This window comes from Kitasatospora sp. CB01950, assembly GCF_001905465.1.
GTDB lineage: Bacteria > Actinomycetota > Actinomycetes > Streptomycetales > Streptomycetaceae > Kitasatospora.
This window is the reverse complement of record NZ_LISX01000001.1, coordinates 395,899-422,290: the sequence shown is the minus strand read 5'-3', so window position 1 is coordinate 422,290 and position 26,392 is coordinate 395,899. Positions and strand designations below refer to the sequence as shown.

19 protein-coding genes, 1 tRNA gene and 2 pseudogenes are annotated in these 26,392 nt (G+C 73.8%); 2 read left to right on the top strand and 20 right to left on the bottom strand.

Going from position 1 to position 26,392, the window contains the following annotated elements; genetic code table 11:
* Positions 1-424 precede the first annotated feature (424 nt).
* Both AMK19_RS01965 and AMK19_RS01960 read right to left on the bottom strand, forming a co-directional pair.
* Complete coding sequence (locus tag AMK19_RS01965) at positions 425-1,264, bottom strand: IS5 family transposase (RefSeq protein ID WP_073807508.1); 840 nt, start codon at positions 1,262-1,264, stop codon at positions 425-427.
* A gap of 275 nt (positions 1,265-1,539) precedes the next feature.
* A pseudogene (locus AMK19_RS01960) lies at positions 1,540-1,821 on the bottom strand (transposase); the annotation flags it as partial.
* Between the two features lie 291 nt (positions 1,822-2,112).
* Here AMK19_RS01960 and AMK19_RS38535 point away from each other — a divergent pair.
* Entirely contained in the window at positions 2,113-2,529 is a 417-nt protein-coding gene (locus AMK19_RS38535; RefSeq protein ID WP_073807504.1) for a tyrosine-type recombinase/integrase, read from the top strand.
* A 236-nt stretch (positions 2,530-2,765) separates the two neighbouring features.
* Here the strand turns inward: AMK19_RS38535 and AMK19_RS01945 are convergent.
* From AMK19_RS01945 to bldG, 12 genes are all read right to left on the bottom strand, one after another.
* Positions 2,766-2,839, bottom strand: a tRNA-Thr gene (locus tag AMK19_RS01945).
* A gap of 98 nt (positions 2,840-2,937) precedes the next feature.
* Entirely contained in the window at positions 2,938-3,588 is a 651-nt protein-coding gene (leuE, locus tag AMK19_RS01940) for a leucine efflux protein LeuE (protein ID WP_073807503.1), read from the bottom strand.
* Positions 3,589-3,758: 170 nt separating this feature from the next.
* On the bottom strand, positions 3,759-5,357 hold the full coding sequence (locus AMK19_RS01935) for an alpha/beta hydrolase (protein ID WP_073807502.1): 1,599 nt from the start codon (positions 5,355-5,357) through the stop codon (positions 3,759-3,761).
* 183 nt (positions 5,358-5,540) lie between these two features.
* A complete protein-coding gene (locus AMK19_RS01930) occupies positions 5,541-6,659 on the bottom strand; it encodes a hypothetical protein (RefSeq protein ID WP_073807500.1) in 1,119 nt (372 codons plus the stop codon).
* 168 nt (positions 6,660-6,827) lie between these two features.
* Entirely contained in the window at positions 6,828-8,033 is a 1,206-nt protein-coding gene (locus tag AMK19_RS01925) for a DNA polymerase III subunit delta' (protein WP_073807499.1), read from the bottom strand.
* Between the two features lie 151 nt (positions 8,034-8,184).
* Positions 8,185-11,358 (bottom strand): dTMP kinase, encoded by a 3,174-nt coding sequence (tmk, locus tag AMK19_RS01920; RefSeq protein ID WP_083646433.1) that lies wholly within the window; start codon positions 11,356-11,358, stop codon positions 8,185-8,187.
* A 78-nt stretch (positions 11,359-11,436) separates the two neighbouring features.
* Positions 11,437-14,331 carry a type I DNA topoisomerase gene (topA, locus tag AMK19_RS01915; protein WP_073807497.1) on the bottom strand — a complete coding sequence of 965 codons (2,895 nt, stop codon included), beginning with the start codon at positions 14,329-14,331 and terminating at the stop codon, positions 11,437-11,439.
* Between the two features lie 469 nt (positions 14,332-14,800).
* Positions 14,801-15,289 carry a DUF3592 domain-containing protein gene (locus tag AMK19_RS01910; RefSeq protein WP_073807496.1) on the bottom strand — a complete coding sequence of 163 codons (489 nt, stop codon included), beginning with the start codon at positions 15,287-15,289 and terminating at the stop codon, positions 14,801-14,803.
* A 267-nt stretch (positions 15,290-15,556) separates the two neighbouring features.
* Complete coding sequence (locus AMK19_RS01905; protein WP_073807494.1) at positions 15,557-17,083, bottom strand: DUF7059 domain-containing protein; 1,527 nt, start codon at positions 17,081-17,083, stop codon at positions 15,557-15,559.
* Between the two features lie 75 nt (positions 17,084-17,158).
* Positions 17,159-17,926, bottom strand: coding sequence for a hypothetical protein (locus AMK19_RS01900; protein WP_073807492.1), 768 nt, complete (start codon positions 17,924-17,926; stop codon positions 17,159-17,161).
* 192 nt (positions 17,927-18,118) lie between these two features.
* Entirely contained in the window at positions 18,119-18,535 is a 417-nt protein-coding gene (locus AMK19_RS01895; protein WP_073807491.1) for an ATP-binding protein, read from the bottom strand.
* Positions 18,536-18,690: 155 nt separating this feature from the next.
* Positions 18,691-19,032 carry an anti-sigma factor antagonist BldG gene (gene bldG, locus AMK19_RS01890; RefSeq protein WP_073807489.1) on the bottom strand — a complete coding sequence of 114 codons (342 nt, stop codon included), beginning with the start codon at positions 19,030-19,032 and terminating at the stop codon, positions 18,691-18,693.
* 222 nt (positions 19,033-19,254) lie between these two features.
* On the opposite strand from bldG, the gene AMK19_RS36395 reads away from it, so the two are divergent.
* Positions 19,255-21,621, top strand: coding sequence for a DEAD/DEAH box helicase (locus AMK19_RS36395; protein WP_073807488.1), 2,367 nt, complete (start codon positions 19,255-19,257; stop codon positions 21,619-21,621).
* Positions 21,622-21,723: 102 nt separating this feature from the next.
* Here the strand turns inward: AMK19_RS36395 and AMK19_RS36795 are convergent.
* From AMK19_RS36795 to AMK19_RS01855, 6 genes and pseudogenes are all read right to left on the bottom strand, one after another.
* Positions 21,724-22,041: pseudogene (locus AMK19_RS36795) on the bottom strand (Rv3654c family TadE-like protein); the annotation flags it as partial.
* Between the two features lie 23 nt (positions 22,042-22,064).
* Positions 22,065-22,460: a TadE family type IV pilus minor pilin gene (locus AMK19_RS01875; protein ID WP_073807486.1), complete on the bottom strand. Its 396-nt coding sequence runs from the start codon at positions 22,458-22,460 to the stop codon at positions 22,065-22,067.
* Positions 22,441-22,689 (bottom strand): DUF4244 domain-containing protein, encoded by a 249-nt coding sequence (locus AMK19_RS01870; protein ID WP_198953181.1) that lies wholly within the window; start codon positions 22,687-22,689, stop codon positions 22,441-22,443. The genes AMK19_RS01875 and AMK19_RS01870 overlap by 20 nt, the downstream gene beginning before the upstream one ends.
* Before the next feature lie 44 nt (positions 22,690-22,733).
* A complete protein-coding gene (locus AMK19_RS01865) occupies positions 22,734-23,516 on the bottom strand; it encodes a type II secretion system F family protein (RefSeq protein ID WP_073808313.1) in 783 nt (260 codons plus the stop codon).
* A gap of 155 nt (positions 23,517-23,671) precedes the next feature.
* Positions 23,672-24,739 carry a type II secretion system F family protein gene (locus AMK19_RS01860; protein ID WP_073807483.1) on the bottom strand — a complete coding sequence of 356 codons (1,068 nt, stop codon included), beginning with the start codon at positions 24,737-24,739 and terminating at the stop codon, positions 23,672-23,674.
* A gap of 127 nt (positions 24,740-24,866) precedes the next feature.
* Positions 24,867-26,387 carry a TadA family conjugal transfer-associated ATPase gene (locus AMK19_RS01855; RefSeq protein WP_241844196.1) on the bottom strand — a complete coding sequence of 507 codons (1,521 nt, stop codon included), beginning with the start codon at positions 26,385-26,387 and terminating at the stop codon, positions 24,867-24,869.
* Positions 26,388-26,392 lie beyond the last annotated feature (5 nt).

Here is a 26,392-nt window from a genome sequence, read left to right as displayed (position 1 = left end):
ACACTGCTAACTAAAGTTCCCACAGGACCGAAGCGGATGGCAACGTCCGGCTCAACCCAAGCAATTACGGTGGCGTCAAGGGATTTCTACTGGTGACGGTGCAGTCCAATCGATTGATGGGACTGCACCTGGTCAGAGCGTTGCCTCGTGATCCACGGGCCTACTCGAACCCACGTCAATTCCCGCTGCCTGCCGGCCAGATCGTCAGGTGGGTGGCCATGACGTGGGCTAGCGCCTTCCTATTCGTGATCCATTCGGTGCCGCCTGCGGAGACCGAATGCTGCACGGCCTTGACGGCGTTTGCTTCGGCCTCCGAAGGCTGGGCCATGTACGCCCGCATGTAGTGCTTGAAGAGTGCCGAAAGCTGGTCCGGCGGAGTCGTGCTCTTGGCCCTCACTGGGCGTTTCACCCCGGATTCTGATGGTCAGGTTCCGCGCCAGGTGTGGGTGTTCTCGCCGGTGAGTCGGCGGGTCATGAGGCTGATCATCGCGACGTGGACCATGGCTTCTGAACGGGCCGGGAGGGCTTCGTAGTCGCGGGCGAGACGACGGTGGTTCATGAGCCAGCCGAAGGTGCGTTCGACGACCCAGCGACGGGGCTGGACGACGAATCCCCTGGTGGCGGGGTCGCGGCGGACGATCTCGACGTCGATGCCGAGGATGGCGCCGTGTTCGACGACGGCGTTCTTGTAGCCCATGTCCGTCCAGGCCTTGCGGACGGCGGGGTGCTCGGTGGCGACCGCGGTCAGCAGCTGTCGGCCGGCGGTGCCGTCCTGCACGCTCGCGGCGGTGACCAGGACCATCAGCAGCAGGCCGATCGTGTCGGTGACGATGTTCCGCTTCCTGCCCACGATCTTCTTGCCGGCGTCGACGCCCTGCGAGGAGGTGGGGACGTTCGTGGAGGTCTTCACGCTCTGGGAGTCGATGATGCAGGCCGTCGGCTCCGGAGCGCGGCCCTCGGCGGTGCGAACCAGCCGCCGTAGAAGGCCGTTGAGCTGCTCGAACACCCCCTCCTTCTGCCATCGGGCGAAGTAGGCGTAGACGGTTTCCCATGGCGGGTGGTCGTGCGGGAGGTAGCGCCAGGGAATTCCGGTGCGGTCGACGTAGAGGACCGCGTCCAGCAGGTCGCGCAACTCGTGCTCGGGCGGCCGGCCGAACGCGAGGGCCCGCTCGGTGCGGGCCCGACGCCAGGCAGTGAGGGTGGGCTCGACCAGGGCCCAGCGGGCGTCGGACAGGTCACTCGGATACGGTCGACGATCCGTCATGACAACGGCATACTGCGGGATTGCCGCGCTGCCCAGGACTCGCGGTACCCGAGAGACAAAAGCCAGTGGGCTCGACTTCTTGGGATGAGACAGGAGGAATCGCGCAGTTCCGGCGGACATAGGCGCAGCAGTGGCACTCCTGTCACCAGGCCCCCAAGCGTCACCGAACGACAGCAGCCCGAGCTCCCCGGAAATCAGGATGAACCATCCCGACTACGGGTGAAACGCCCAATCAGACCGTGTTTGAGATCTAATGGATCGGTGGGTGAAAGCGGTCGTGGGCCTTGTCTGGTGGCGGGGCGGCCTCGGGTGAGTCGGCGAACCATGATGCCGATCATCGCCCAGCGGATCATGGTCTCGGAGTGGGCCGGGCTGCTCTCGTAGTCGCGGGCGAGGCGGCGGTGGGCCGTGAGCCACGAGAACGTCCGCTCGATCGCCCAGCGCTTGGGCCGGGCCTGGAAGCCTCGCTGGTCGGGGGCCTTGCGGACGATGTCCAGGTCGCGGCCGAGGATTCGGGCGGTCCACTCGACCAGGCGGCCGGCGAAGCCCTGGTCCGCCCGCGCCACGCTCCGGACCGCTCTGAACGACGCGATCCCCGAGGGACTGATCACCTTCAACCCGGCCGCCCACGTCGAGCTCGACCCGGCCGCCAAGCCGAAGGCTCTGGTCTGGACGCCGGAGCGGGTCACCCAGTGGCAGGCGACCGGCGTGAAGCCCTCCCCCGTGATGGTCTGGACGTCGCAGCAGACCGGCGCGTTTCTCGACTTCGTGGCTTCCGACCGCCTGTACGCGATGTGACACGTGATCGCCTTCCGCGGACTTCGCCGGGGCGAGGCGTGCGGCCAGCCGTGGTCCGAGACCACCTCGACAACAGCTCGCTGTCCGTGACGGCCCAGCTCGTGCAGGACGGCTGGGAGGTCGAGGAGTCCGACCCCAAGACCGACGGAAGCTTCCGGACCGTGGCGCTGGACGACGACACGGTGGCGGTCCTGCGGCACCAGCGCGAGCGCCGGCAGAAGGAGCGGGACGACTGGGGGTCGGCCTGGAAGGACACCGGCCGGGTCTTCACCAACGAGGACGGTTCCCGGCTCCACCCCGGCAAGGTCACCGAGATGTTCGAGCGGCTCGTGACTGCGTCCGGCCTGCCGCCGATCCGCCTGCACGACCTCCGCCACGGCGCGGCCACCCTCGCGGGCGGGGTCGACATGAAGGTGGTGTCCGAAATGCTCGGCCACTCCTCCATCAAGATCACCTCGGACATCTGAACCAGCGTCCTGCCCGAGATCGCCAAGGACGCCGCCGAGGCCGAGAAGGCGAAGCGGAAGGCCGCGAAGAAGGCGAAGTCCAAGGCCAAGGAGACCAAGAGTTAGACCAAGATCAACACCCACGCTCACGCATCGCTCACGCAAGCGATCTTGTAGCGCGCCACCGACACCTGCCCACACCTCGGGAAAAGGCAAAAGCCCCAGGTCACGGCGAGTGAGTCCTGGGGCTTTCACAGAGCCGCCTATGGGATTCGAACCCATGACCTACGCATTACGAGTGCGTTGCTCTGGCCAACTGAGCTAAGGCGGCACCGCTGACCGAAGAAACCGGGCTGGTGGGCCCAGGGTCGCATCGGCAACGCGGGCCAGTCTACACAGTTTCCGGGGGTGGTCCGTACGCGCCGATGATCAGGCGGAGGAGACGGCGAGTTTGGCGGCGAAGCCGGCGAAGAGGACGGCGACGGAGGAGGTGAGGCCGGCGGAGAGGCGCTTGCGGCGGCGGAAGGCGTTGGCGAGGGAGGTGCCGGCGAAGATCAGCAGCGAGAGGTAGAGGAAGGAGAAGGTCTGCAGAACGCCGCCGAGGAGGGCGAAGGAGAGGGCGGGGGCGCCGTAGGAGGTGTCCACGAACTGGGTGAAGAAGGAGAGGAGGAAGAGAATCGCCTTGGGGTTGAGCAGGCTGATGACCAGCGCGCGGCGGAACGGCCGCTCGGCGTCCGCCTCGACGGCGTCGGTGGCGGCGGTGTCGACGACGGCCCGCTCGCGCCACATCTGCCGGGCGGCCCGGATCATGCCGAGGCCTATCCACAGCAGGTAGGCCGCGCCGCCGAACTTGACCACCGCGAAGACGGCGGGGTTGGCACGCAGCAAGGAGGCCGCGCCGAGCGAGGTGAGGCTGATCAGGGTGAGGTCGCCGAGGAAGACGCCGCAGGCGGCGCGGTAGCCGGTGCGGACGCCCTTGCGGGCGGCGACGGAGAGCACGTAGAGGGAGTTCGGTCCGGGCAGCAGGACGATGACCAGCGCGCCGAGGACGTAGGTGGTCAAGTCGTGGACTCCGAGCACGACGGTCTCCAAGGTGTCCGAGTGTCCGAATGATCGAGCGTTCGAGAGGCGGGAACGCCGAAGGGGCTGCGCCATGTTAGCGCCAGCCCCTTCACGCCTGAACACTCCTGACATGACCGTCCGCCATCCGGACAGCGGCCGTGCTCAGCAGCCGTGATCAGCGCCCGCGGTCAGTCCTTGCAGACCTTGCCGTTGTCGGGCGCCGCCCCGCCGAGCAGGTACCGGTTCACCGCGTCGTCGACGCAGGTGTTGTGCCGCCCGTACGCGGTGTGCCCGTCGCCGTCGTAGGTGAGCAGTCGTCCGGACTCCAGCTGCCCGGCCAGGGACTTGGCCCAGGCGTAGGGGGTGGCGGGGTCGCGGGTGGTGCCGACCACGACGATCGGGGCGGCGCCGGCCGCGCGGACGGTGTGCGGGGCGCCGCTGGCCTTGACCGGCCAGTACGCGCAGCTGAGCGCCATCCAGGCCATGTCGCTGCCGAAGTGCGGCGCGGCCTTCTGGAAGTCCGGGAGCGCGGCGGTGACCGCCGCCGGGTCGGCGAACGAGGCCGGCAGGTCGAGGCAGTTGACGGCCATGTTGGCGTACATCAGGTTCTCGTAGCTGCCGTCCTCGGAGCGGCTGTAGTACTCGTCGGCGAGCTGCAGCAGCCCGCTGCCGTTGCCGGACTGGGCTGCGGCCAGCGCGGTGCGCAGGTGCGGCCAGAGGGCCTCGGTGTACATCGCCTCGGCGACGCCGGTGAGCGCCTGGGCCTCGGTGAGCGGGCGGCTGGTGCCGGTGGGCATCGGCTCCGCGTCGAGCTTCTTGAACAGGGCGGTGAGCTTCTCGCCGGCCTCCTGCTCGGTGTGGCCGACGGGGCAGTCCTCACGCTTGACGCAGTCCTTCGCGAACGCCGTCCAGGCGGTCTCGAAGCCGCCGGCCTGGGTGAGGTTTCCGGTGAGGGCGTCCAGCGAGGGATCCATCGCGCCGTCCAGCACGACCTTGCCGACCTTGCTCGGGAACAGCCCGGCGTACGTCGCGCCGAGGAAGGTGCCGTACGACTTGCCGACGTAGTTGAGCTTCTGGTCGCCGACCAGCGCCCGCAGCATGTCCATGTCCCGGGCGGCCTCGACGGTGGAGACGTGGCCGAGCAGTTCGCCGGCCCGGGCCGAGCAGCCCGCCGCGAACTCCTTGTCGACGGCGACCAGCGCATCGATCTCGGACTGGCTGTCGGGGGTGACGTCGGCGGCCGCGTAGGCGTCCATCCGGTCGCCGCTCAGGCAGGTGATCGGCGCGGACTTGCCGACGCCGCGCGGGTCGAAGCCGACCAGGTCGTAGCCGGCCCGCACGTTGCCGTCGTAGCGCGACGCGACGCTCTGCACGTACTCGATCGCCGAGCCACCGGGGCCGCCCGGGTTGAGCAGCAGCGAGCCCAGCCGGTGCGTCTTGTCGGTGGCGGGCTTGCGGATCGCGGACAGTTCCACGTCGTGGCCGTCGCCGGGGTGCGCGTAGTCCAGCGGCACCTTGAAGGTGGCGCACTCGAAGTCCGTGGTGCACGGCTTCCAGCTCAACTGCTGCGCGTAGTACGGGGCGAGGCCGGCCGGGAGGTCGGTGGGCAGCGGCTCCAGCGGGGTGGCGCCGTTCGCGGGGGCCGGCGCGTGGCCGCCCGTCGAGCTGTCGGGCGAGCCGCCCGCCGTGGGCGCCGGGTGGCCCGAGGTGCAGCCCGCCAGCAGCAGGGACGCGGCGGCGGCCAGCGCGGCGGCGGACAGGAGCCGGCGGGGCCGGGCGACTCTCATGAACGTGGGTCCTCTCCCCTGGGAACGGGCCGGCCCGGACGCCGACCACCCCGGACGTCGCCGGGAGGCCGAGCCTAGCGGCCGCGACGGCCGTGCCCGGGCCACCCGACCGCCCGCCGCACCCCCGGGCCACTGCGGCGCGCCCACACCCCCGGACCGATCGTCATACCGCGAGGCGGGCGCTCATGGCTTCGGCAGCTGCTCCGTCAAGTACTGCACCGCGACCCGCAGCAGCCGCATCCGCTCCCGGTCCGCCGAGTAGTCCTGGACGACGTCGGAGATCCGCACCTGCGCCCGCGCCCCGGCGTCCCGCAGCGCCGCCTGCACCGCCCGGGCGGAGGCCAGCCCGTCCGCGTCCTGCTTCGCCACGGCCAGCAACAGCCTCGTCCGCACCCCGAAAGCCCCGGGAGCCCCGGGAGCCCCAGCAGACCCGGCAGGCCCGGCAGGCCCGCCAGGCGCATCGCCCGCCGCAGCCGCCAGCGCAGGCCCGTCGTACCGGCCGGACACCGCCGCGCCCACCCCGTACAGGTCGGGGCGGCCCAGGGCGGCCGCGGCCGCGCAGGGGGCGCCGTCGTCCACGCCCAGCACCGCCCAGCCGTCGGGGCCGGCCGGGCGGGTCCGGAAGACCGCACCGACGGCCGCGCGCAGCGCCTCGTCGTCCGCGACGGCCTGCGGCGCGGCGGCCACCAGCTCGCAGGGGTGGCCGGTGCCGCTCGGCGCCTCGGGGGCGACCAGCACGAACGGCCGGGCCCGGCCGAGCCCGACGGCCGAGGCCACGCCGTCGAACACGTCCGGCAGGTCCTGGTCGGCAGTCCGCCCGGCCGTCCCGGAGTGCACCACGATCACCGGGAACCGGGCCGCCGGCTCCTGCCCGTACTCGGCGGGCAGCCACACCCGCACCGCCCGCAGCCGCCCGTCCGGACCGGGCACCTCGCCCTGCAGCAGCTCACCGCCCGCCGGACGGCTCACATTGCTGAACAGCACCTCCACCGGCGGCGGCACGGGAACCGACGAAGGGACGGGGTCGGGCCGCCCCGCGCCGACCTGCGCCGCCGCGTGCCGCACTGCCACCCGGCCGGACGACCGCTCCCCCATCAGCGCGACCACCCCGAGCGCGCCCACGCACGTCAGGCACAGGGCCGCCGCCCCGGCCCGAACCAGCACCGGATGCGACTCCACCGCCAGCCCGTACGTCCGCGCGGCCCGCAGGTCCCGCCAGCGCGACACCGCCGCCCGGGCCAGCCGGACGCCCGCCACCACAGCCACCACCAGCAACAACAGGACGAGCAGCGTTCGGGCCATGGGGGACGCACCACCTCGGGGAAGGACCGGCCGAACGCGAGCGCGTGGCCAGTGCACAGGGTGCAAGACCGCACGCCCGCCGGCCGCCGGGCGGTACGGGCGTCTCCCCACGTTCACTCGAACGAGCTAACGACGAGCGGGGTCCACCGACGGTCGACCGCCCACGGCTCAGCCCGCCCGCAGCGCCACCGTCATCGCCTCGACCGCCAGCAGCGGGTCCACGTTCCGGTCCAGCGCTCGCCGGCAGGCCAGCACTGCCTCGATCCGGCGCAGCGTGTTCTCCGCCGCGCCCTCGCCGGCCACCCGCTGCACGGCCGGCCGCTGGTCCTCGTTGGCGAATGCCCCGCCCGCGCCCAGTTGGACGGCCAGCACGTCCCGGTAGAAGCCCAGCAGGTCGCCGAGCGCCACGTTCAGCGTCTCCCGGCGGGTCCGGGTGGCCCGGCTCTTCTGCCGCTTCTCCAGTTCCTTCACCGCGCCGGCCATGCCGCGCGGCGCCCGGCTGCCCTCGGACGCGCCGTACGCGGCCCGCAGGTCGTCGGTCTCCTTGGCGTCCTGGGTCTCGGCGAGCGCCTCGGCGTCCGCCTTCGCGGTGTCGACCAGCCGCTGCGCGGCGGCCAGGCAGCCGCCGAGGTCCGCGACCTCCAGCGGGATCCGCAGCACCTCGGCGCGGCGGGCCCGGGCCTGATCGTCCACCGCGAGCCGCCGGGAGCGGTCGATGTCGCCCTGTCCGGCCAGCGCGGCCAGCCGGGCCGCCTCGGGTTCCACCCCGTCGCGCCGGACCAGCATGTCGGCGACCGCGTCCGCAGGGGGCGTGCGCAGCACCAGCAGCCGGCAGCGCGAACGGATGGTCGGCAGCACGTCCTGCACCGAGGGCGCGCACAGCAGCCACACGGTGCGCGGCGACGGCTCCTCGACGCCCTTCAGCAGCGCGTTCGCGGCCGCTTCGGTGAGGCGGTGCGCGGCGTCCACCAGGATCACCGACCAGCGGCCGCCGGTCGGGTAGCTGGAGGCCCGCAGCACCAGGGCGCGCATGTCGCCGACGCCGATCGACAGGCCGTCGGTGCGGACCTGCTTGACGTCGGCATGGCTGCCGGCGAGCACGGTGTGGCAGCCGTCGCAGAAGCCGCAGCCGGGCGTCCCGCCGAGGTCCAGGTCCGGGCTGGTGCACTGGAGCGCCGCCGCGAAGGCCCGGGCGGCCGTCACCTGCCCCGCGCCGGGCGGGCCGGTGAACAGCCAGGCGTGCGTCATCAGCGAGGCGTTGCCCTCGGGTGCCTCCCCGCGGCCCGCCAGCACGGCGGCCCGGGCTGCCCGCGCGGCCGCCTGCAACTGTTCGACCACCCGGTCCTGTCCGACCAGGTCGTCCCACACACTCACGCCGCGCTCCTCCTCGTCGTCGCCGACCCGACGAGCCTAACGCCGCCCGGGGACAGCTCCTGCCCAACGCAGAGGGGCGTGGGGAGCGACGCGGCCGGTCCTGCACCGCGCGGCTCCCCGCGCCCCTCACTGCTGCATGTCGCTGCTGCCGTCAGTCCTTGCGGCGGAGCCAGCCCCGCTTCGGCTGTTCGTCCTGCGCCGACTCGGGGGCCTCGGCCTCCCAGCGGGCCCACTCCTCGCGGGAGCCGAGCAGGCTGTCGGTCAGGCTGGGCAGGTCGTCGAGCGGGGTCTCCTCCGCCCAGTCCGGCCGGGGCCGCAGCTCGCGAGTGCGGGAGGAGTCGTCCTCCTCGTCGCGGAACAGCCCGGGCGGCACCTGCTTGGCCTCGGGGCCCTGCTTCGGCTCCGGCTTCGGCTTCGGCTCCTGCACGGGCGCGGGCTTGGACACAGGCTTGGACGCGGGCTTGGGCGCGGGCTGCGGCTCGGCCTTGGGCAGCACCGCGGTCTCGGCGTCCTCGATCTTGGGCAGCACGGCGGTCTGGTCCAGCACCGGCTTCGGCAGCTCCCGCGTGGTCTCGCTGTCGGAGCCCCCGGAGCGGCCCGAGCCGTCCGAGCGGCCCGAGCCGTCCGAGCGGCCCGAGCCGTCCGAGCTGTTGGAGCCCTCGGCCTTCGCGTCCCCGATCCTGGGCAGCACCGCGGTCTCGTCCGCCTTCGCCTCGGCGGCCTTGCGGGCTTCCTCCGCACGCTGCAGGGCCTCCTCGGCGCGGCGGCGCTGCTCCTCGCGCTGCAGGTCGCGCTGGCGCTGGAGCTCGGCGCGGGCGGCCTCCTCGGCGGCGGCCTTGCGGGCGGCCTCGGCCTCGGCGGCGAGGCGGGCCTGCTCGGCGGCCTGCCGCTTCGCCTCCTCCTCGGCCTTGCGGGCGGCTTCCGCCTCGGTGGCGCGCCGGGCTTCCTCGGCGGCCTTGCGCTCGGCCTCGGCCTTGGCGCGGGCGGCTTCCTCGGCGGCCAGGCGGTCCCTCTCGGCCTGCTCGGCGCGGAGCTCCTCCAGCAGGGCGATCCGCTTGCGCTCGGCCTCCTCGGCGGCCTTGCGGGCGGCCTCGGCCTCGGCGGCGCGCCGGGCGGCCTCCTCGCGGGCCTTGCGTTCCTGCTCGGCCTTGGCGACCTTCTCCTGGTCGGAGAGCGGCAGCTCGCGGTCGAGCCGGTGCCGGATGGCGGTGGTGACGGTGGCGGGCACCTGGCTGCCGTCGACGACCAGGTAGCGGGCGGGGTCGGCGGCGGCGAGCGCGAGGAACCCGGAGCGGACCCGCTGGTGGAACTCGGTGGGCTCGGACTCCAGCCGGTCGAGGGCCTCGGTGAAACGATCCCGCGCGGCGGTCGGGTCGACGTCGAGGACGACGGTCAGGTCGGGCACCAGTCCGCCGGTGGCCCAGCGGGAGATCCGGGCGACCTCGGTGGCCGCCAGGTCGCGGCCGGCGCCCTGGTAGGCGATGGAGGAGTCCATGTAGCGGTCGGTGATGACGACGGCTCCGCGCTCCAGGGCGGGCCGGATCACGTTCTCGACGTGCTCGGCGCGGTCGGCGGCGTAGATCAGCGCCTCGGCGCGGTGCGACAGGCCGGTGTTGCCGACGTCCAGGACGAGGGCGCGCAGCCGCTGGCCGATCGGGGAGCCGCCGGGTTCGCGGGTGAGGACGACCTCGTGGCCCTTGGCGCGGATCCACTCGGCGAGGGCCTGCGCCTGGGTGGACTTGCCTGCGCCGTCGCCGCCCTCCAGGGCGATGAAGTAGCCCTTGCCGGCGACCCGGTGCGGTGCGGCCTCGGCCCCGCCGCGGACGGCCTGGGCGAGCTCGCGGCCGAACGGGACGACCCCGCGCTGGTCGTCGGTCTTCAGCAGGACGACGGCGGCGAGCACCAGGGTGAGCAGTCCGGCGGTGGAGACGGCGAGCGCGCCGCCGCCGTGGATGAAGGTGAAGCTGCCGGTGCGGACCTCGCCGAGCGAGACCTCGCCGTAGGCGGCGGCCAGCAGCGGCATGCCGATCAGCGCGACGGCGACGACCACCCGCAGCACGGCGTAGAGGTGCTCGGTGACCTTGCCGAGGCGGATCTCCTCGATCTCCTGGGCGAGCAGTCCCCGCCCGGTGGCGATGACCACGCCGGCGGCGAGGCCGGCCAGCACGGTGAACAGCAGCACCAGGACGAAGTCGAGGACCAGTCCGGCGAGGATCAGCGCCACGCCGGCGGTGACCAGGCCGAGGGCGAGCAGCCGGCGGCGGGACAGGCCGGGCAGCGTGGCGCGGCTGAGCCGGATGCCGACGGCGGGCGCGCCGGCGGCGGCGAGCACCAGCAGGCCGTAGCCGATCGGACCGGCCAGGTGCTCGACGGCGGTGAGCAGTCCGAGCGCGGCGACGCCCGCCATCGAGGCGTAGGCGGCGGCGATCGAGAAGGTGAAGTACGGGGCGGAGCCGGTGCGGCCCTTCTTCAGCGACGGGCCGGGGGTGGCGTCGATGGGGGCGCGCAGCCCCTGCAGGGGGGAGCGCGGCTTGGTGTTCGCGCCGGCGGGCAGCTCCTGGAAGTACAGCAGGGCGGCGTTGACGGCGAACAGCGCGGCGGTGCCGAGCGCGGCGACGGTGAGCTGGTGGTCGTGCAGCCAGTGCACGCCGAGCGCGGCGAGCACGTTGTTGACCAGTGTGAAGCCGACCAGTCCGGTGGCGGCCAGCGGCAGCGCGGCCCAGCCGGTGCGCAGGTCGAGGGTGCGGACGGCGTCCAGCGAGGCGGCGGCCGGCGGGCCGGGCTGCTCGGGGACGGCCAGCAGGGCGGGGACGGCGGCGGCCTTGCCGATGGTCCAGACCCGTTCGGCGACGCCGGCCAGGAACACCGTGCCGAGCAGCGCCCAGGTGGCGGAGCCGGGGGCCCAGACCACCCACCAGGGGGCGAGGCCGATCAGCAGGGCGCGGGCCAGGTCGGCACCTAGTAGGCTCCACCGCCGGTCGATCCGGCCGCCGACCAGCGCGTGCACCGGACCGAGCAGGGCGGCCCCGATCAGGGCGGAGGCGACCAGCCGGGCCGCGAACAGGGCGGCGACGGCCAGCGCCAGGGAGCGGTACCCGTGCCCGAACTGTCCGCCGAGCACGGCGGCGACCACGGTCAGCGGGACGAGCACCAGGATCGACAGCCGGTCGGCGGTGCCGCCGAGCAGCTGGGTCGTCCAGAGCTTCCGGTAGGGCTTCAGGCGGAGCAGCGCGCGAGCCCGTTCGCCTGGTGTCCCGGCGGGCGCGACCTCAAGGAGGCCGCGGGCGCCGGCGCGTGCGGTGGGGGGCAGCTCCTCGCTCGTCATACCGTCAGCGTAGCGAGTGCGCGGCCCCGACCTTAACGGGCCCGCCCGGATTCGAACAGGCCCGTTACGCAGTGTCCGTCAGCTCTCCTCGAATGTGTTCTCCGCGGTGGCGGACTCCGCGGCCGCCGTCTTCTTGGCCGCGGCAGCGGTCTTCGCGGTGGTCTTCTTCGCGGCCGTGGTCTTCTTCACAGCGGTGGTCTTCTTGGCCGCCGTCTTCTTCGCCGCGGTGGTCTTCGCCGTGGTGGTCTTCTTGGCGGCCGTGGCGGTCTTCTTCGCCGGGGCCTTCTTCGCGGTCTTCTTCACCGGTCCGCGGGCGCGCTTCTCGGCGAGCAGCTCGAACGCCCGCTCCGGGGTGATGGTCTCCACCTCGTCGTCCTTGCGGAGCGTCGCGTTCGTCTCCCCGTCGGTGACGTACGGGCCGAACCGGCCGTCCTTGACCACCACGGGCTTCTCACTGACCGGGTCGTTGCCGAGCTCCTTCAGCGGGGCGGCCGCGGCGGCCCGGCCGCGCTGCTTGGGCTGGGCGTAGATCGCCAGCGCCTCGTCCAGGGTGATGCTGAGCAGCTGGTCCTCGCTGGTCAGCGAGCGCGAGTCGGTACCGCGCTTGAGGTACGGGCCGTAGCGGCCGTTCTGCGCGGTGATCTCGTTGCCCTCGGCGTCGGCGCCGACGACGCGCGGCAGCGACAGCAGCCGCAGCGCGTCCTCAAGCGTGACGGTGTCCAGGTCCATCGACGTGAACAGCGAGGCGGTGCGCGGCTTGACGGCGTTCTTGCCGGTCTTCGGGGTGCCCTCGGGCAGCACCTCGGTGACGTACGGGCCGTACCGGCCGGCCTTGGCGACCAGCGGGTTGCCGCTGATCGGGTCGGTGCCGAGTTCGCGCTCGCCGCTGGGCTTGGCGAACAGCTCCTCGGCGAGTTCGACGGTCAGCTCGTCCGGCGGCAGCTCGTCGGGGACGTCGGCGCGCTGGCCGGGCTCGCCCTCGACGGTGGTGGGGCGCTCCACGTACGGGCCGTAACGGCCGACCCGGAGCACGATGCCGTCGCCGATCGGGAAGGAGCTGATCTCCCGGGCGTCGATCGCGCCGAGGTCGGTGACCAGTTCCTTCAGGCCGCCGAGGTGGTCGCCGTCGCCGTTGCCCGCGTCGGCGGCGCCGACGGCGGCCCCGGTGGCCTCGCCCTCGCCGAAGTAGAAGCGCTTGAGCCACGGCACGGACTCGGCCTGGCCGGCCGCGATCCGGTCGAGGTCGTCCTCCATCCTCGCGGTGAAGTCGTAGTCGACGAGCCGGCCGAAGTGCTTCTCCAGCAGGTTGACCACGGCGAAGGAGAGGAACGAGGGCACCAGGGCGGTGCCCTTCTTGAACACGTACTTGCGGTTGATGATCGTGTCGATGATCGACGCGTAGGTCGACGGGCGGCCGATCTCGCGGTCTTCCAGCTCCTTGACCAGCGAGGCCTCGGTGTAGCGGGCCGGCGGCTTGGTGGCGTGGCCCTCGGGGGTGAGGCGCTCGGCGGCCAGCGGGTCGCCCTCGGAGACCTGCGGAAGCCGGCGCTCGCGGTCGTCGAGCTCGGCGTTCGGGTCGTCGGCGCCCTCGACGTAGGCCTTCAGGAAGCCGTGGAAGGTGATGATCTTGCCGGAGGCGGAGAACTCGGCGTCCCGGCCGTCGGCGGAGCGGCCGCCGACCTTGACGGTGACGGACTGGCCGACCGCGTCCTTCATCTGGGAGGCGACGGTGCGCATCCAGATCAGCTCGTACAGCCGGAAGTCGTCGCCGGACAGCCCGGTCTCGGCGGGCGTGCGGAACCGGTCGCCGGACGGGCGGATCGCCTCGTGCGCCTCCTGCGCGTTCTTCACCTTGGAGGCGTAGGTGCGCGGCGCGGCCGGCAGGTAGTCGGCTCCGTAGAGCTGGGTGACCTGGGCGCGGGCGGCGGTGATCGCGGTGTCTGACAGCGTGGTCGAGTCGGTACGCATATAGGTGATGAAGCCGTTCTCGTACAGCTTCTGCGCGACCTGCATGGTCCGCTTGGCGCCGAAGCCCAGCTTGCGGCTGGCCTCCTGCTGCAGCGTGGTGGTGCGGAACGGCGCGTACGGGGAGCGGCGGTACGGCTTGGACTCGACGCTGCGGACGCTGAACGCGGTCTGTTCCAGCGCGGCGGCCAGCGCCCGGGCGGCCTGCTCGTCCAGGTGCAGGGTGTTCGCGGCGTTCTTCAGGCGGCCGTCGGTGCCGAAGTCGCGGCCGGTGGCGACGCGCTTGCCGTCGACCGAGGCCAGCCGGGCACCGAAGGTCTCGGGGTTGGCCGCGTCGGCGGCGGTGCGGCCGGTGCCGAAGGTGGCCACCAGGTCCCAGTAGGAGGCGGAGGTGAAGGCGATCCGCTCGCGCTCGCGCTCGACCACCAGGCGGGTGGCGACGGACTGGACGCGGCCCGCCGACAGCTTCGGCATGACCTTCTTCCACAGCACCGGGGAGACCTCGTAGCCGTAGAGGCGGTCCAGGATGCGGCGGGTCTCCTGCGCGTCGACCAGGCGCTTGTTCAGGTCGCGCGGGTTGCGCACGGCCTCCTGGATGGCGTCCTTGGTGATCTCGTGGAAGACCATCCGGTGCACCGGCACCTTGGGCTTCAGCACTTCCTGCAGGTGCCACGCGATGGCCTCGCCCTCGCGGTCCTCATCGGTGGCGAGGAAGAGCTCGTCGGACTCCTTGAGCAGTGACTTCAGCTTGGTGACCTGGGACTTCTTGTCCGCGTTGACCACGTAGATCGGAGCGAAGTCGTGATCCACGTCGACCCCGAGGCGACGCACCTCGCCGGTGTACTCGTCCGGGACCTCGGCGGCCGTGCCGGGCAGGTCGCGGATGTGACCGACACTGGCCTCGACGATGTAGCCGGGCCCGAGGTAGCCCTTGATCGTCTTGGCCTTGGCCGGCGACTCGACGATGACGAGTCGCTTGCCGTGGGCGGTCTCGCTGCTCGGGGACACCTTCGCTCTTCTCTCCCGGTCGTTTACCAAAGCTCCTGGGCAGTCGCACAGCGACGGTCCCACCAGCGGAGTGTGACCGTACCCTGGCCACCCTTGTCAAACGGACGGATGTCGCGTTTTCACCGGCAAGGCCGACCGACGCCACTCGAACGGTAACCCGATGTCCGCTCTTCGGGCATGTCTTTCCCGGCCAAGCGAGCCTTCGGCGGGGCCGGGCCACGCGGTGTGACCGGCTTCTTCGGGTGCCGGACACGGTGGGAGAAAGAGGAACGGAACAGTGCGCTCCGTAACCGGACGGGCCACGATGGGCGGGCCTCGACGGGTCGGGGCCGCGGCGAAACGGGCTGCGGCGAACGGGCCGCGGTGATCGGCGTCGGCCTCAGGCGGGCCTGAACGGTCGGGTCTGAAGGGCCGGTGCGCGCGGCTCCGGTTCGGTCGGCTGCCGGTTCGCTCGGCGCTGCCTGTTCGCTCAGCGCAGGGCGAGGGCGAGCAGGCTCAGGCCGCCCGCCAGTGCCGAACTGCCGAGCAGCGTCCAGAACAGATCGGCGGGCAGTGCGGGCAGTTCCTCGTGCGCGGCCAGCACCACCCGGTCCGGCCGCCGCGGGTCGTAGGCGACCTGGACGGCCGCCCCGGCGGCCAGCCGCGGCGCGCGACGCAGGGGGGTGTGCCCGCGCGGCCGGGACACCACCAGGCGGCCCACCGGGTCGGGGCGCAGCTCGTGGACGGTGCCGAGTCCGGCGTCGGCGGGTCCGCCGGCGGTGTCCACGGGGTAGGAGAGCAGCGGGCTGCTGTCCATCGCCTCGGAGCGGTCCCGGTCGGCGACGACCTGGGCGGTGGCGGGCACGCCGTTGCGGCGCAGGTGGTGGCGAAGGCGCACTTCCACGGCGCACCAGAGCAGCAGTGCGCTCCCGAAGGCCGCCAGGACCACCCCGCCCACCAGCGTCGTCGGCGTCTCCACCCGGTCCTCCCCCGCACTGTCCACAGCCTGTGGACAGCACCCTGGCAGTCGGTGGACAACCTGCGGCGGACACCCGGCGTCCGCCGGGCCACGCCGGGGGAACGCCCGGGTGAACGCGGCTGCCGGAGCGCCTGGGTGTTCAACGCGGCCGGACCCCGCCGGTCACCCGGGGACGCCGGGGAACCTCGGAGAACCCAGGGGAATCCCGCGGGATGCGAAGGCCCATCGGGTGATCAATGTCACCGCGCCGTCTCCTCCGGGGGCGGTTCAGCGGACCGGTTCGATGAACCCCTGTTCGGTGAGCAGCCGCAGCGACTCGGGCACCCGGGCCCGCAGCTGCGCCGCGTCCTCGCCGAGCAGCTGGGCGATCGCGTCGACGATCTCCCCGGCGGCCAGCGTGCCGTCGCAGACGCCGACGAAGCCCGCGCCGACGGTGTCCACCTTGGTGGCGCGCCGCATGCCCCGGTTGTGACGGAGCACCACGTGCTCGGGGTCCTCGGAGCCGGGTGCGCCGATCTGCTCCTGCACGACCTCGTCGGCGAGCAGGTAGCGGGCGGCCAGCAGCCCCGCGTCGTCGTGGCCGCGCAGGAAGTCCTGGCGGGCGAACCACTCCTCGATGTGCGGGCCGAGCGGCTGCTCGACCGGGTGCGGCCACTCCTCGATCCGCACCACCGGCTCGTCCGCGCCGGACGCCCGCAGGGTGATCCAGCCGAAGCCGATGGCCTCCACGCCGGCCGCCTCGAAGCTGTCCAGCCACTCCTCGTACCGGGCCCGGTACTCGTCGCCGCGGTGGTCGCCGCCGTCGCGCAGCCACAGCTCGGCGTACTGGGCGACGTCCTGCACCTCGCGCTGCACCACCCAGGCGTCCAGGCCGGTGCCGGCCACCCAGCCGGCCAGCCGGTCGCGCCAGTCCTCGCCCTTGACGTGCTGCCAGTTGGCCAGCAGCTGGCAGTGGCCGCCGGGCTCCAGGTGGGCGGCGGCACCGCGGACCACGCTGCGGCACAGCTCGTCGCCGGCCATGCCGCCGTCCCGGTAGGTGAACCGACCGGCCGGGGAGATCACGAACGGCGGGTTGGAGACGATCAGGTCGAAGCGCCGCTCGCCGATCGGCTCGTACAGGCTGCCCTCGGCGGTGGTGACGTTGTCGAAACCGGACAGTGCGGCGGTCAGCCGGGTGAAGTGCAGGGCGCGCGGGTTGAGGTCGGTGGCGGTGACCCGCTGGGCGTGTCGGGCGGCGTGCAGCGCCTGCACGCCGGAGCCGGAGCCCAGGTCCAGCACTTCGCGGGCCGGGCGGCGCACCGTCAGGTTGGCCAGCGTGGTGGACGCGCCGCCCACGCCGAGCACCAGGTCGCGGCGTTCGACACCGGCGTCGGTGCGGCCGGAGCCGATGCCGCCCGCGCCGCCGACGGCGCAGCCGAGGTCGGACACCACCCAGGCGTCCGCGCTGGGCAGGCCGGCCACCTCGTCGGCGTACGGCCGCACGTCCACGGTGGCGCGCAGCTCGGCGCCGTCGCGCACCAGCCAGCCGTCGGCCAGCAGGCCCTCGACGGGCAGGGCGGCCGCGGCGGCGGTCTCCTCCACGGGCTGCTGCAGCAGGAACAGCCGCGCCAGGGTCTCCAACGGCGAGCCGCCGCGGGTCGCCCGCAGCGCCGGCACGGCCTCGCTGCGGGCCAGCGCCGCGTAGGCGGCGGGGCCGAGCAGGTCGAGCAATCCGTCGGCGGTGAAGGAGGCCTTCAGCAGCGCCTCCCGGAACTCCGCGATTCGGCGGGAATCAAGAACGGGGCTGTTCGTCACCCCGCCATTCTCCCCCGTCCACCGGCCCGCCCCGCTCAGGCCCGCCCACCGCACCTGCTGCAGGCCGACCGGCCGTCAGCTCTTGCTCGGGGACGGCGATCCGGAACTCTGCCCGGGCGCGCCGGAGGACGGGGCACCGGAGGACGGGCTGCCGGAGGACGGCGTACCGGACGGGTTGGCGCTGGCACCGCCGGACGCGGCACCGGACGGGTTGGCGCTGGCACCGCCGGACGCGGCACCGGACGGGTTGGCGCCGGTCGACGGGCCGGCGCTGCCGGACGGTTCGGCGGCGGGCGCGCCGGGGGCGGCCGCCTTGCAGCCGGGCTGCTTCTTGATCGCGTCGCCGAGGGGTCCGCTCTGGAGCGTGGCGAGCGCGCCGGTGGACACCTGGGACAGGCGCTGCACCTGGTCGCCGACACTGCGCAGACCGTCCGCGAACTTGGCCTGATCGGCGTTGGTCAGCCCGTCCAGCTTCTTCTGCGCGTCCAGGAAGCCCTGCGCGACCTGCTTCAGTTCGTTGACGGCGTCCTGCTGGACCTTCGCCCCGTTGTCGATCTTCGGCACGCCGGCCTTCTGCACCGCGTCCGCCAGCTGCTGGTTGGTGGTGGCCAGCGCGGCCAGGTCGGTGGACAGCCGCTTCTGCAGGTCGACGGGGGACTCGCCCTCCTTGACGTTCCCGGTGTCGGCGAGCGCCGCCCGGGACTGCGAGATCGGGTCCCGCGCGGCGTCGCAGACGTTCTTCGCCCAGCCGTCGAGCTTCGCCGAGTCATCGGCGGAACAGCCGACGGCGGCGAGCGCGAGCAGCGCGCCGAGCGCGGAGACGGTGACCAGTCGCTTCTTCACCGGGGCCCTTTCGGTCGCTGACACCCGGTCCCGGGCATCGACCAGCGAACCTACACGGCCGCCCGCACCCGCCGACCGGGAAGGCCGCAGCCGAACGCATCCGCGCAGCTCAGCGGGCCCCGCAGGGTACGGGAAAGGTCCGGTGCACGGATGTACGGGGCTCGGGCTGTACGGGCGCGGGCGCGGCAGGGCTCAGGCGTCGGCGGAGGCCGGACTGATCGTCCAGCTCATCCGGATCACGCCGCCGTCGTCACCGTGGCCGACCTCGACGTCCTCGACCAGGCCGGTGATGACGGCCAGGCCGAGCGCGTCCTCGTCCTCCTGGCCGCCGCCGCCCGCGGCACCGGCAGCGTGCGCCGGGCCGGCCTCGTCGGCGACCTCGATGAGAAAACGCTTCTCCTGCTCGGTCAGCGCGACCCGGACCGCGCCGTCCCGGCCGTTGCGCTGGTGCAGCGCCACCGCCCGGGAGCAGGCCTCGCCCACGGCGAGTCGCAACTCGTCGAGCACCGACTCGTCCACCCCGGCGCGTCTGGCCACCGCGGCGGCCACCAGCCGGGCAGTGCGCACGTGCTCGGGAAGTGCGCTGAATCGAAGTTCGACGGTTGCCATGTCTCCCCTCCGGGGTTGCTCCCCGCCGCCGGGCACACCGGCCCGCACGGCGGGGGCGGGAACACCGACCACGCCGGCCGGGCAGGGCTCATAGCCCGGCCGACCGGCGGAGGTCGATCGAGAAGATTCGGTTGGAACGGCGGACCGACGGAACGTCAGTCGGTCGCCGCGACGGCGTCGTCCACCGAGTTGTGGATCGGGAAGACCTTGGTCAGACCGGTGATCCGGAAGATCTTCAGGATGCGCTCCTGGTTGCACACCAGGCGCAGCGAACCCTCGTGCGCACGCACCCGCTTCAGGCCACCGACCAGCACACCGAGGCCGGTGGAGTCGAGGAAGTCCACGCCCTCCATGTCCACGACCAAGTGGTAGTTGCCGTCGTTGACGAGCTCGACAAGCTGCTCGCGCAGCTTGGGGGCGGTGTACACATCGATCTCGCCGCCAACCTCGACGACCGTTCGATCGCCGACAGTACGGGTCGACAGGGACAGGTCCACGGAACCTCCAGCACCTTGCCTTGCTACGTCATTGCGATCTTCAGCCTGGCGGCTGCAACCGCATGGTCGCAGGCCCAGGGCGCGGCAAACCGGCAGGTCGGAGCCTCGGTTTTGCGGCCCTCGGCCGTGCGGCCGTCACGGGCTTCATTCAACCACTTGCGACCATGGGCGCACGATGGTTAACAGCGATTCTCCGTCACGCCGGTGACACACTGGGTCTTCATGCCGCCCCGTCACCACCAGCCCGAGGCCCTGCTCGCGACCCTTTCCACCGAGCGCGGCAGGTCGGATCGCCTCACCCATACGGAGCAATTGCCCGCCCGTGAGGCACGCTATGCCCCTTGGCCGGAAGGAATCCGGCAGGAGGTGGTGGCGGCCGCCGCCGAGCTCGGCGTGTTGCTGCCGTGGGCGCACCAGGCCGAGGCCATGGACCTGGCCGGGTCCGGGCGGACCACGGTGATCGCGACCGGGACCGCTTCGGGAAAGTCGCTGGGCTATCTGGCCCCCGTGCTGAGCGAGCTGCTGACCGGCACCGAGGCCCGCAACGGGCGCGGCGCCACCGCGCTGTACCTCGCCCCGACCAAGGCGCTGGCCGCCGACCAGCGCCGGCGCGCCGCCGAACTCGTCCCCGACCGGGTCCGGGTGGCGCTCTACGACGGCGACACGCCGCCGCAGGAGCGCGAGTGGGTCCGCCAGTACGCGTCGTACGTGCTGACCAACCCCGACATGCTGCACCGGGGCATACTCCCCGCCCACCCGCGCTGGTCGTCCTTCCTGAAGGCGCTGAAGTACGTGGTGATCGACGAGTGCCACACCTACCGCGGGGTTTTCGGCTCGCACGTCGCCCAGGTGCTGCGCCGGCTGCGGCGGCTGTGCGCCCGCTACGGGGCCTCGCCGACCTTCCTGCTGGCCTCCGCCACCACCGCCGAGCCGGCCGTCACCGCGCAGCGGCTGACCGGGCTGCCGGCCACCGCCGTCACCGAGGACTGCTCGCCGCGCGGCCCGCTGGTGTTCGCACTGTGGGAACCCCCGCTGACCGAGAACGTCGGTGAGCACGGCGCGCCCGTCCGCCGCTCCGCCACCGCCGAGGCCGGCTACCTGCTCACCGACCTGGTCCACGACGGCACCCGGACGGTGGTCTTCGTCCGCTCCCGCCGGGCCGCCGAACTGGTCGCCCTGCAGGCCCAGGAGCAGCTCGGCCAGCCGCTGGCCGCCCGGGTCGCCGCCTACCGCGGCGGCTACCTGGCCGAGGAGCGGCGTGCCCTGGAGCGCGACCTGCACACCGGTCGGCTGCTCGGCCTGGCCTCCACCTCCGCGCTGGAACTCGGTGTGGACGTCTCCGGCCTGGACGCCGTCCTGCTGGCCGGCTACCCGGGCACCCGGGCCTCGCTCTGGCAGCAGGCCGGACGCGCCGGCCGGGAGGGCCAGGGCGCTCTGGCGGTGCTGATCGCCCGCGACGACCCGCTGGACACCTACCTCGTCCACCACCCCGACGCGCTGTTCGCCACCCCGGTGGAGGCCACCGTCCTCGACCCGGACAACCCGCACGTACTCGCCCCGCACCTGTGCGCGGCCGCCGCGGAACTGCCGCTCACCGACGCCGACCTGGAGCTCTTCGGCCCGTCCAGCGAGCCGCTGCTCCCGGTACTGGAGCGGCGCGGGCTGCTGCGCCGCCGGAGCGACGGCTCCTGGTACTGGACCCGTCGGGAGCGTGCCGTGGACAACGTCGACCTGCGCGGCAGCGGCGGCAGCCCCGTGCAGATCGTCGAGGCGGACACCGGGCGGCTGCTGGGCACCGTGGACGCGGAGGCCGCGCACACCAGCGTGCACACCGGCGCCGTCCACCTGCACCAGGGCCGCACCTATCTGGTCCGCGAGTTCGACCTGGAGTCCTCGGTCGCACTGGTCTCCCCCGCGAACCCGCCGTACACGACCTCCGCGCGGGACGTCACCTCGATCTCGATCCTCTCCACCGACACCACCGAGGAGTGGGGCGAGGGCCGACTCAGCTTCGGCTCGGTGGAGGTGGTCAACCAGGTCGTCGGCTACCTGCGCAAGCGGATCTCCACCGGCGAGATCCTCGGCGAGAGCAAGCTCGACCTGCCGCCCCGGACCCTGCGCACCCGGGCCGTCTGGTGGTCCGTCACCGAGGACCAACTCCTCGACGCGACCATCCCGTTCGACCAGCTCCCCGGCGCGGCCCACGCCGCCGAACACGCCTCGATCGGCCTCCTCCCGCTGTTCGCCACCTGCGACCGCTGGGACATCGGCGGCGTCTCCGTCCCCCTGCACCCCGACACCGGTCTCCCGACGGTCTTCGTCTACGACGGCCACTCCGGCGGCGCGGGCTTCGCCGAACGCGGCTTCCACCGCGCCGTGGAGTGGCTGACCGCGACCCGGGACGCCATCGTCGCCTGCGAGTGCGACCGCGGCTGCCCGTCCTGCGTCCAGTCCCCCAAGTGCGGCAACGGCAACGAGCCCCTCGACAAGGCCGCCGCGATCCGCCTGCTCACCGTCCTGCTCGCCCACGCCCCCACCCGACCGGACGCCGCCGACGCGTCCGACTCGGCCGGCGGCTCGATCGGCTGACGGGTCGTCCGTTTCGGGGGCGCTGTCGCCCCAGGCCCACAGCGGGCCGGCCCGGGAACGTGCCCGGGCCGGGCCGAGCGGGACGGGCAGGCCCCGGATCGGGACCTGGACGACCACCTCGACGGCGTCCTGGCCCGACAGGACCTGGCAGGAGACGAGCTCGGCGCGCTCCTGGGCCCGCGTCAGCTCGGCCGCCCGACCGCAGCCGCCGTCCGGATCGAGCAGCAGCCGGTCGGCGGCGGCCAGTGCGGCCAGGTCCGCCGCCGACTCGGCGCGGTGCCGGGCGGCCACCACCTGCCCGACCGTCAGGCAGGCCGAGAACACCACCACGCCCAGCAGCCCCAGGGCGACCAGCCAGACCGTCGCCGACCCGCGGTCGGACGCGGCGGCCCGGCCCGGCGCAGTGTCTCGCTCTCGCACGGCAGGTCACCTCCTCTCGAATCTCAGCTGCCGTCGGTCAGGACGTCCTCGCGGGCGCTCACCGCGGCGGCGGTGAGGCGGACCGTCAGGAGGGCGGCCAGGCGGCCGGGGCCCGGGCAGGGAACCTCGACGGTGACGCGGGCGGTGGTGGCGTCCAGCACGACGGCGACCTTCGCGCCCTTCGGAGCGGCTGCCGCGGCAACCGCGGCGGCGTCGCCGTCCCCTCGGGCGGCGGCCCGGGCGCCGGACCGGGCCGCGTCCACGCAGCGGATCTGGGCGCCCGCGGCGACCACGCCCCAGATCAGCATCGCCGCGAGCAGCACCAGGGCGGGCAGGGCCACCGCGGTCTCGGCCGTGACCGTCCCCGCGTCCGGCGACCGGCCGCGGCCGGCCCGGCGCTCAGGCCGCGTGCAGGGCACGGTCGAGGACCTCCGACAGCGCGCCGGAGACCGTGTCGCTGGTCACCACCTTGTAGAGCACCGCCGCGAAGGCACACGCCGCCACCGTGCCGATCGCGTACTCGGCGGTGCTCATTCCGGCGTCCGGCGGCCCCTCAGCGACCTTTCGGTACCGCCGGCGCAGCCAGCCGCCGAGCCTGCGTACGGCGCGGATCGCGGATACCGGGCGGACCGGCAGGGAGAGCGTCATCATCGGTGAAGTCCCTTCAGAAGGTCGGAGATTCGACCGGTCGGTCAGAGTCGCTGGGAGAAGGCGCCGGTCAGTCCCATCACCACCGGCACGACTCCGATCAGCACGAACGCGGGCAGGAAGCAGAGTCCGAGCGGCGCGGTCGCCAGGACGCCGGCCCGGCGGACCCTCGCGTGCGCCGCCCGGGCGGCCGCCGCCCGTTGGGACTGCGCCAGGCCGACGAGGGCGGTGGCCGGCGGTGTGCCGCTGAGGGTGGTGCGGGCCAGGCAGCGGGCGAGCGGCGCCATCGGCGGGCAGTCGGCGGCCAGTTGCTCCCAGCAGCGTTCCGGGGAGGCGCCGAGGGAGAGTTGGGCCGCCACGCCGGTCAGGCGCTCCCGCATCGGGGACGGCACACTCTCGGCGACCGCGAAGGCCGCCCCGGCCGGGGAACCGCTCGACCCGAGGCAGGCCGCCAGCAGGTCGGCCGTGAGCGGCAGTTGACGCACCAACCAGTCCCGCTCGGTGGCCCGCCGACGTTCGCCGGGCGACCGGACCCGGGGCAGCAGCCGCCACCCCGCCCAGCCCACCGCCAACCCGACCGCCGGGCCCGCCCAGCCGCCGACCAGGACGGCCGCAGCCGCCCCGAGCAGCACGGCCTGCGGCCGGTCGCCCGCCACCCAGCCGATCGCCCGCCGCACGGCGGCCCCGGCCCACCCGTCCGGCGCGGGGACGGCCGCCACCGCCGCGGGGACGCAGTGCCCGGCCCTGCGGCGCACCGCCCTGCTCCGCGCCGTCGCCAGCACCTCGCCGGCCAGGCCGACGGCGGCCACCGGCAGCAGGATCACCATGACGTCCACCTCACCTCCGTCGCATCGGAATCGGCTCGAACTCAGGTCGCTCGAACTCAGGTCGCTCGAACTCAGGTCATTTGCCGGTCGGTCGGCGCGCCTCCCCGCGCCGTCCGGTGGGTCGCCCCGGACCCGGACCGGACCGGCGCACCCGTTCACTCCCACCGATCCACCCGAACAGCCAGGTGATCGCCCGCCAGGGGCGGTACGGCGGTGAGCCACCGGTCCTGCCGCGAGCGGGAGATCCCGCAGCCGCCGACCGCAGCCCGGACCGGACCGTGTCGGGCCGCGCGTTCGACCGGGTGGGGTCGGGCCGGGGCGTCCTCGGCCGCCCGGACGATCCGGGCGGTCCAGACGATGCCGGCGGCCTCCAGGGCCGCCCCGGCGAGCAGACTGAGCAGGCCGGCCGGGGTGTGCAGCAGGACTTGGACCGGGTGGGCGCCGAGTGCGCCGCCCAGGCCCATTCCCACGGCGGGCAGGGCCGCCAGCACGATCACGGTGGTGCGTGGACCGGCGAGTTCGCCCGCGATCTCCTCGGCGAGGGCCCGCTCGGCGCGCAGCGCGTCCGCGACCTGTTCCAGCCCGAACGCCAGCCCCGTGCCGCTCTCGGTGCTCACCCGCCAGCAGGCCGCGATCGCCGCCGCGCCCTCCCCGCCAGGCAGTTCGGCCACCTGCCGGAGGGCGGCGGGCAGGTCTGCCCCGTAGCAGCCCGCCGCCAGCCGGGCCGTCGGCTCGGGGCCGAGCCGACGGGCCCAGTCGGGAGCGGACCGGGAGACCACCGCATGCATGGCCTGCTCGGGCGTCGCGCCGCTGCGCAGTTCGGCCGCAAGGCCGGCGCACAGGTCGATCACCGCCGCGGCTCTTCGCCGCGCCGCCCTTCCTGCGGCGTACCGGGCCCGCCATCGGCGGAGCGGCAGCACGGCGCAGGCCGCCCCGATCAGCGGGAGCACCGAGGCGGTGCCCTGCCCGGCCGCCGCTCCGATCGGGAGCAGCAGCAGTTCGGGCACCAGCCAGCGCGGCCGTCGCCGTCGCCACCCGGCCCGGATCCGGGCCGGGCGGGCGTCCGGTGCCCGGTGGCGGTTCAGCATCTGCCGCAGCCGCCCGTCACCGTGCTGCCGGTGGCGGGCCGCCCTCAGCCAGACCGCCCCGAACAGCGCCGCGCCGAGTCCGGCGGCCGCACCGAGCAGAGTCACCGCGCAGGTGGCACCGCCGGCCGATGCCATCGCTGCCACAGCCTCGAACTCCCTTGCCATCACGACCTCCTGACTTCCGGGCGCAGCAGCCGTCGCCACGCCACCACCCCGATCACGCAGAGCGCGATCGCCCACACCAGTTCGATCCGGCCCGGCGTCACGACACCTCCACCGGGGTCTCGTCGGAGGGAGCGCCGCTCGGGCCCGCATCGGGCTCGGCGGTCGCTTCGGGGTGCGGGGGCAGCTCGACGCCGCGTTCGGCGCAGAGTTCCCGCAGCCGGGCCCAGCCGGGACCGGGTCGGCCGAGTCCGTCGCGGTCGAAGTGGACGGCGGCAGTGGTGGCGGTCAGTCCGTCCGGGGCGGCGACCAGGAGGTGCAGGCCGGTGACCCGGCGGCGGCCGTCGGCACGGTCGCGACCGAGGTGGACGACGGCGTCGAGCCCGGCCCGGAGCTGGCTGTGCAGCGACTGCCGGTCGAGTCCGGCGAGCGCGCCGAGGGCCTCCAGCCGGGCGGGCACATCGGCGGCGGTGTTGGCGTGGACGGTGCCGCAGCCGCCTTCGTGGCCGGTGTTGAGGGCGGCCAGCAGGTCGACCACCTCGGCACCGCGGACCTCGCCGACGACCAGCCGGTCGGGCCGCATCCGCAGCGCCTGCCGGACCAGGTCGCGCAGCGTCAGTTCGCCCAGCGACTCCTGGTTGGGCGGGCGGGACTGGAGTCGGACGACGTGCGGATGGTCCGGCCGCAGCTCGGCCGAGTCCTCGGCCAGCACGATGCGTTCGTCGACCGGGACGAGCCCGAGCAACGCGGCGAGCAGCGTGGTCTTGCCGCTGCCGGTGCCACCGGAGATCAGCAGCGACAGCCGGGCCCGGAGCACGGCGCCCAGCAGGTCGGCGCCGGACGGGGGCAGGGCCCCGGCGGCCACCAGTTCGGCGAGCGTGAACGGCGTGCTGCGGCAGGTGCGCAGCGAGATGTGGGTGCAGTCGGCGGCGATCGGCGGGAGGACGGCGTGCAGCCGGGTGCCGTCGGACAGCCGGGCGTCCACCCAGGGGCGGGCGTCGTCCAGGCGGCGACCGGCGGCGGTGGCCAGTCGGTGGGCGAGCCGACGGACGGCGTCGGTGTTCGGGAAGCGCACCTGGGGTGCGCGTTCCAGGCCCTTGCCGCGGTCGATCCAGATCTGGTCTGGCCCGTTGACCAGGACGTCGGTGACGCCGGGTTCGGCCAGCAGCGGGTCGAGCGGCCCGGCGCCGACGATCTCGGCGCGCAGGCTGCGGACGGTGTTGAGCAGGTCGGCCCCGCCGAGCGGTGGCCGGGTGGCACGCAGCGCGGCGGCGACCGAGCCGGTGGTGGGCGCGGCTCCGGATTCGACGAGCCGGAGCCGGACGGCGTCGACGAGTTCGGCGCCCCCGTCGGCCGTCGGCGGCCCGTCCCGTTCGGGTGTGGCCGGCGGTCGTCGGCGGACCAGGTGGCGCACGGTCGGGCCGGTGCGCGGGCCGGCTTCGGCCGGGGCGGCGTCCTCGGCGGGCCCCGGCGGGGCACCGAGCAGGGCTCGGGCGCGGGGCACGGCGATGCGCCGGTGGGTACGGGTGATCGGGTGCCGGGCGGGCCTCGGCTGCCCGGTGTGCCCGGCGGCGCCGGGATCGACGGGGTGGGTGTCGACGGCGTGCAGACGGTTGGCCATGGGTT

Excerpts from the sequence above, each read along its gene's own strand:
- AMK19_RS01965 (WP_073807508.1), bottom strand. The coding sequence starts at position 1,264 with ATGACGGATCGTCGACCGTATCCGAGTGACCTGTCCGACGCCCGCTGG.
- AMK19_RS01935 (WP_073807502.1), bottom strand. The coding sequence starts at position 5,357 with ATGAGAGTCGCCCGGCCCCGCCGGCTCCTGTCCGCCGCCGCGCTGGCC.
- AMK19_RS01930 (WP_073807500.1), bottom strand. The coding sequence starts at position 6,659 with ATGGCCCGAACGCTGCTCGTCCTGTTGTTGCTGGTGGTGGCTGTGGTG.
- tmk (WP_083646433.1), bottom strand. The coding sequence starts at position 11,358 with ATGACGAGCGAGGAGCTGCCCCCCACCGCACGCGCCGGCGCCCGCGGC.
- AMK19_RS01895 (WP_073807491.1), bottom strand. The coding sequence starts at position 18,535 with ATGGCAACCGTCGAACTTCGATTCAGCGCACTTCCCGAGCACGTGCGC.
- AMK19_RS36395 (WP_073807488.1), top strand. The coding sequence starts at position 19,255 with ATGCCGCCCCGTCACCACCAGCCCGAGGCCCTGCTCGCGACCCTTTCC.
- AMK19_RS01870 (WP_198953181.1), bottom strand. The coding sequence starts at position 22,689 with ATGACGCTCTCCCTGCCGGTCCGCCCGGTATCCGCGATCCGCGCCGTA.
- AMK19_RS01865 (WP_073808313.1), bottom strand. The coding sequence starts at position 23,516 with ATGGTGATCCTGCTGCCGGTGGCCGCCGTCGGCCTGGCCGGCGAGGTG.
- AMK19_RS01860 (WP_073807483.1), bottom strand. The coding sequence starts at position 24,739 with ATGGCATCGGCCGGCGGTGCCACCTGCGCGGTGACTCTGCTCGGTGCG.
- AMK19_RS01855 (WP_241844196.1), bottom strand. The coding sequence starts at position 26,387 with ATGGCCAACCGTCTGCACGCCGTCGACACCCACCCCGTCGATCCCGGC.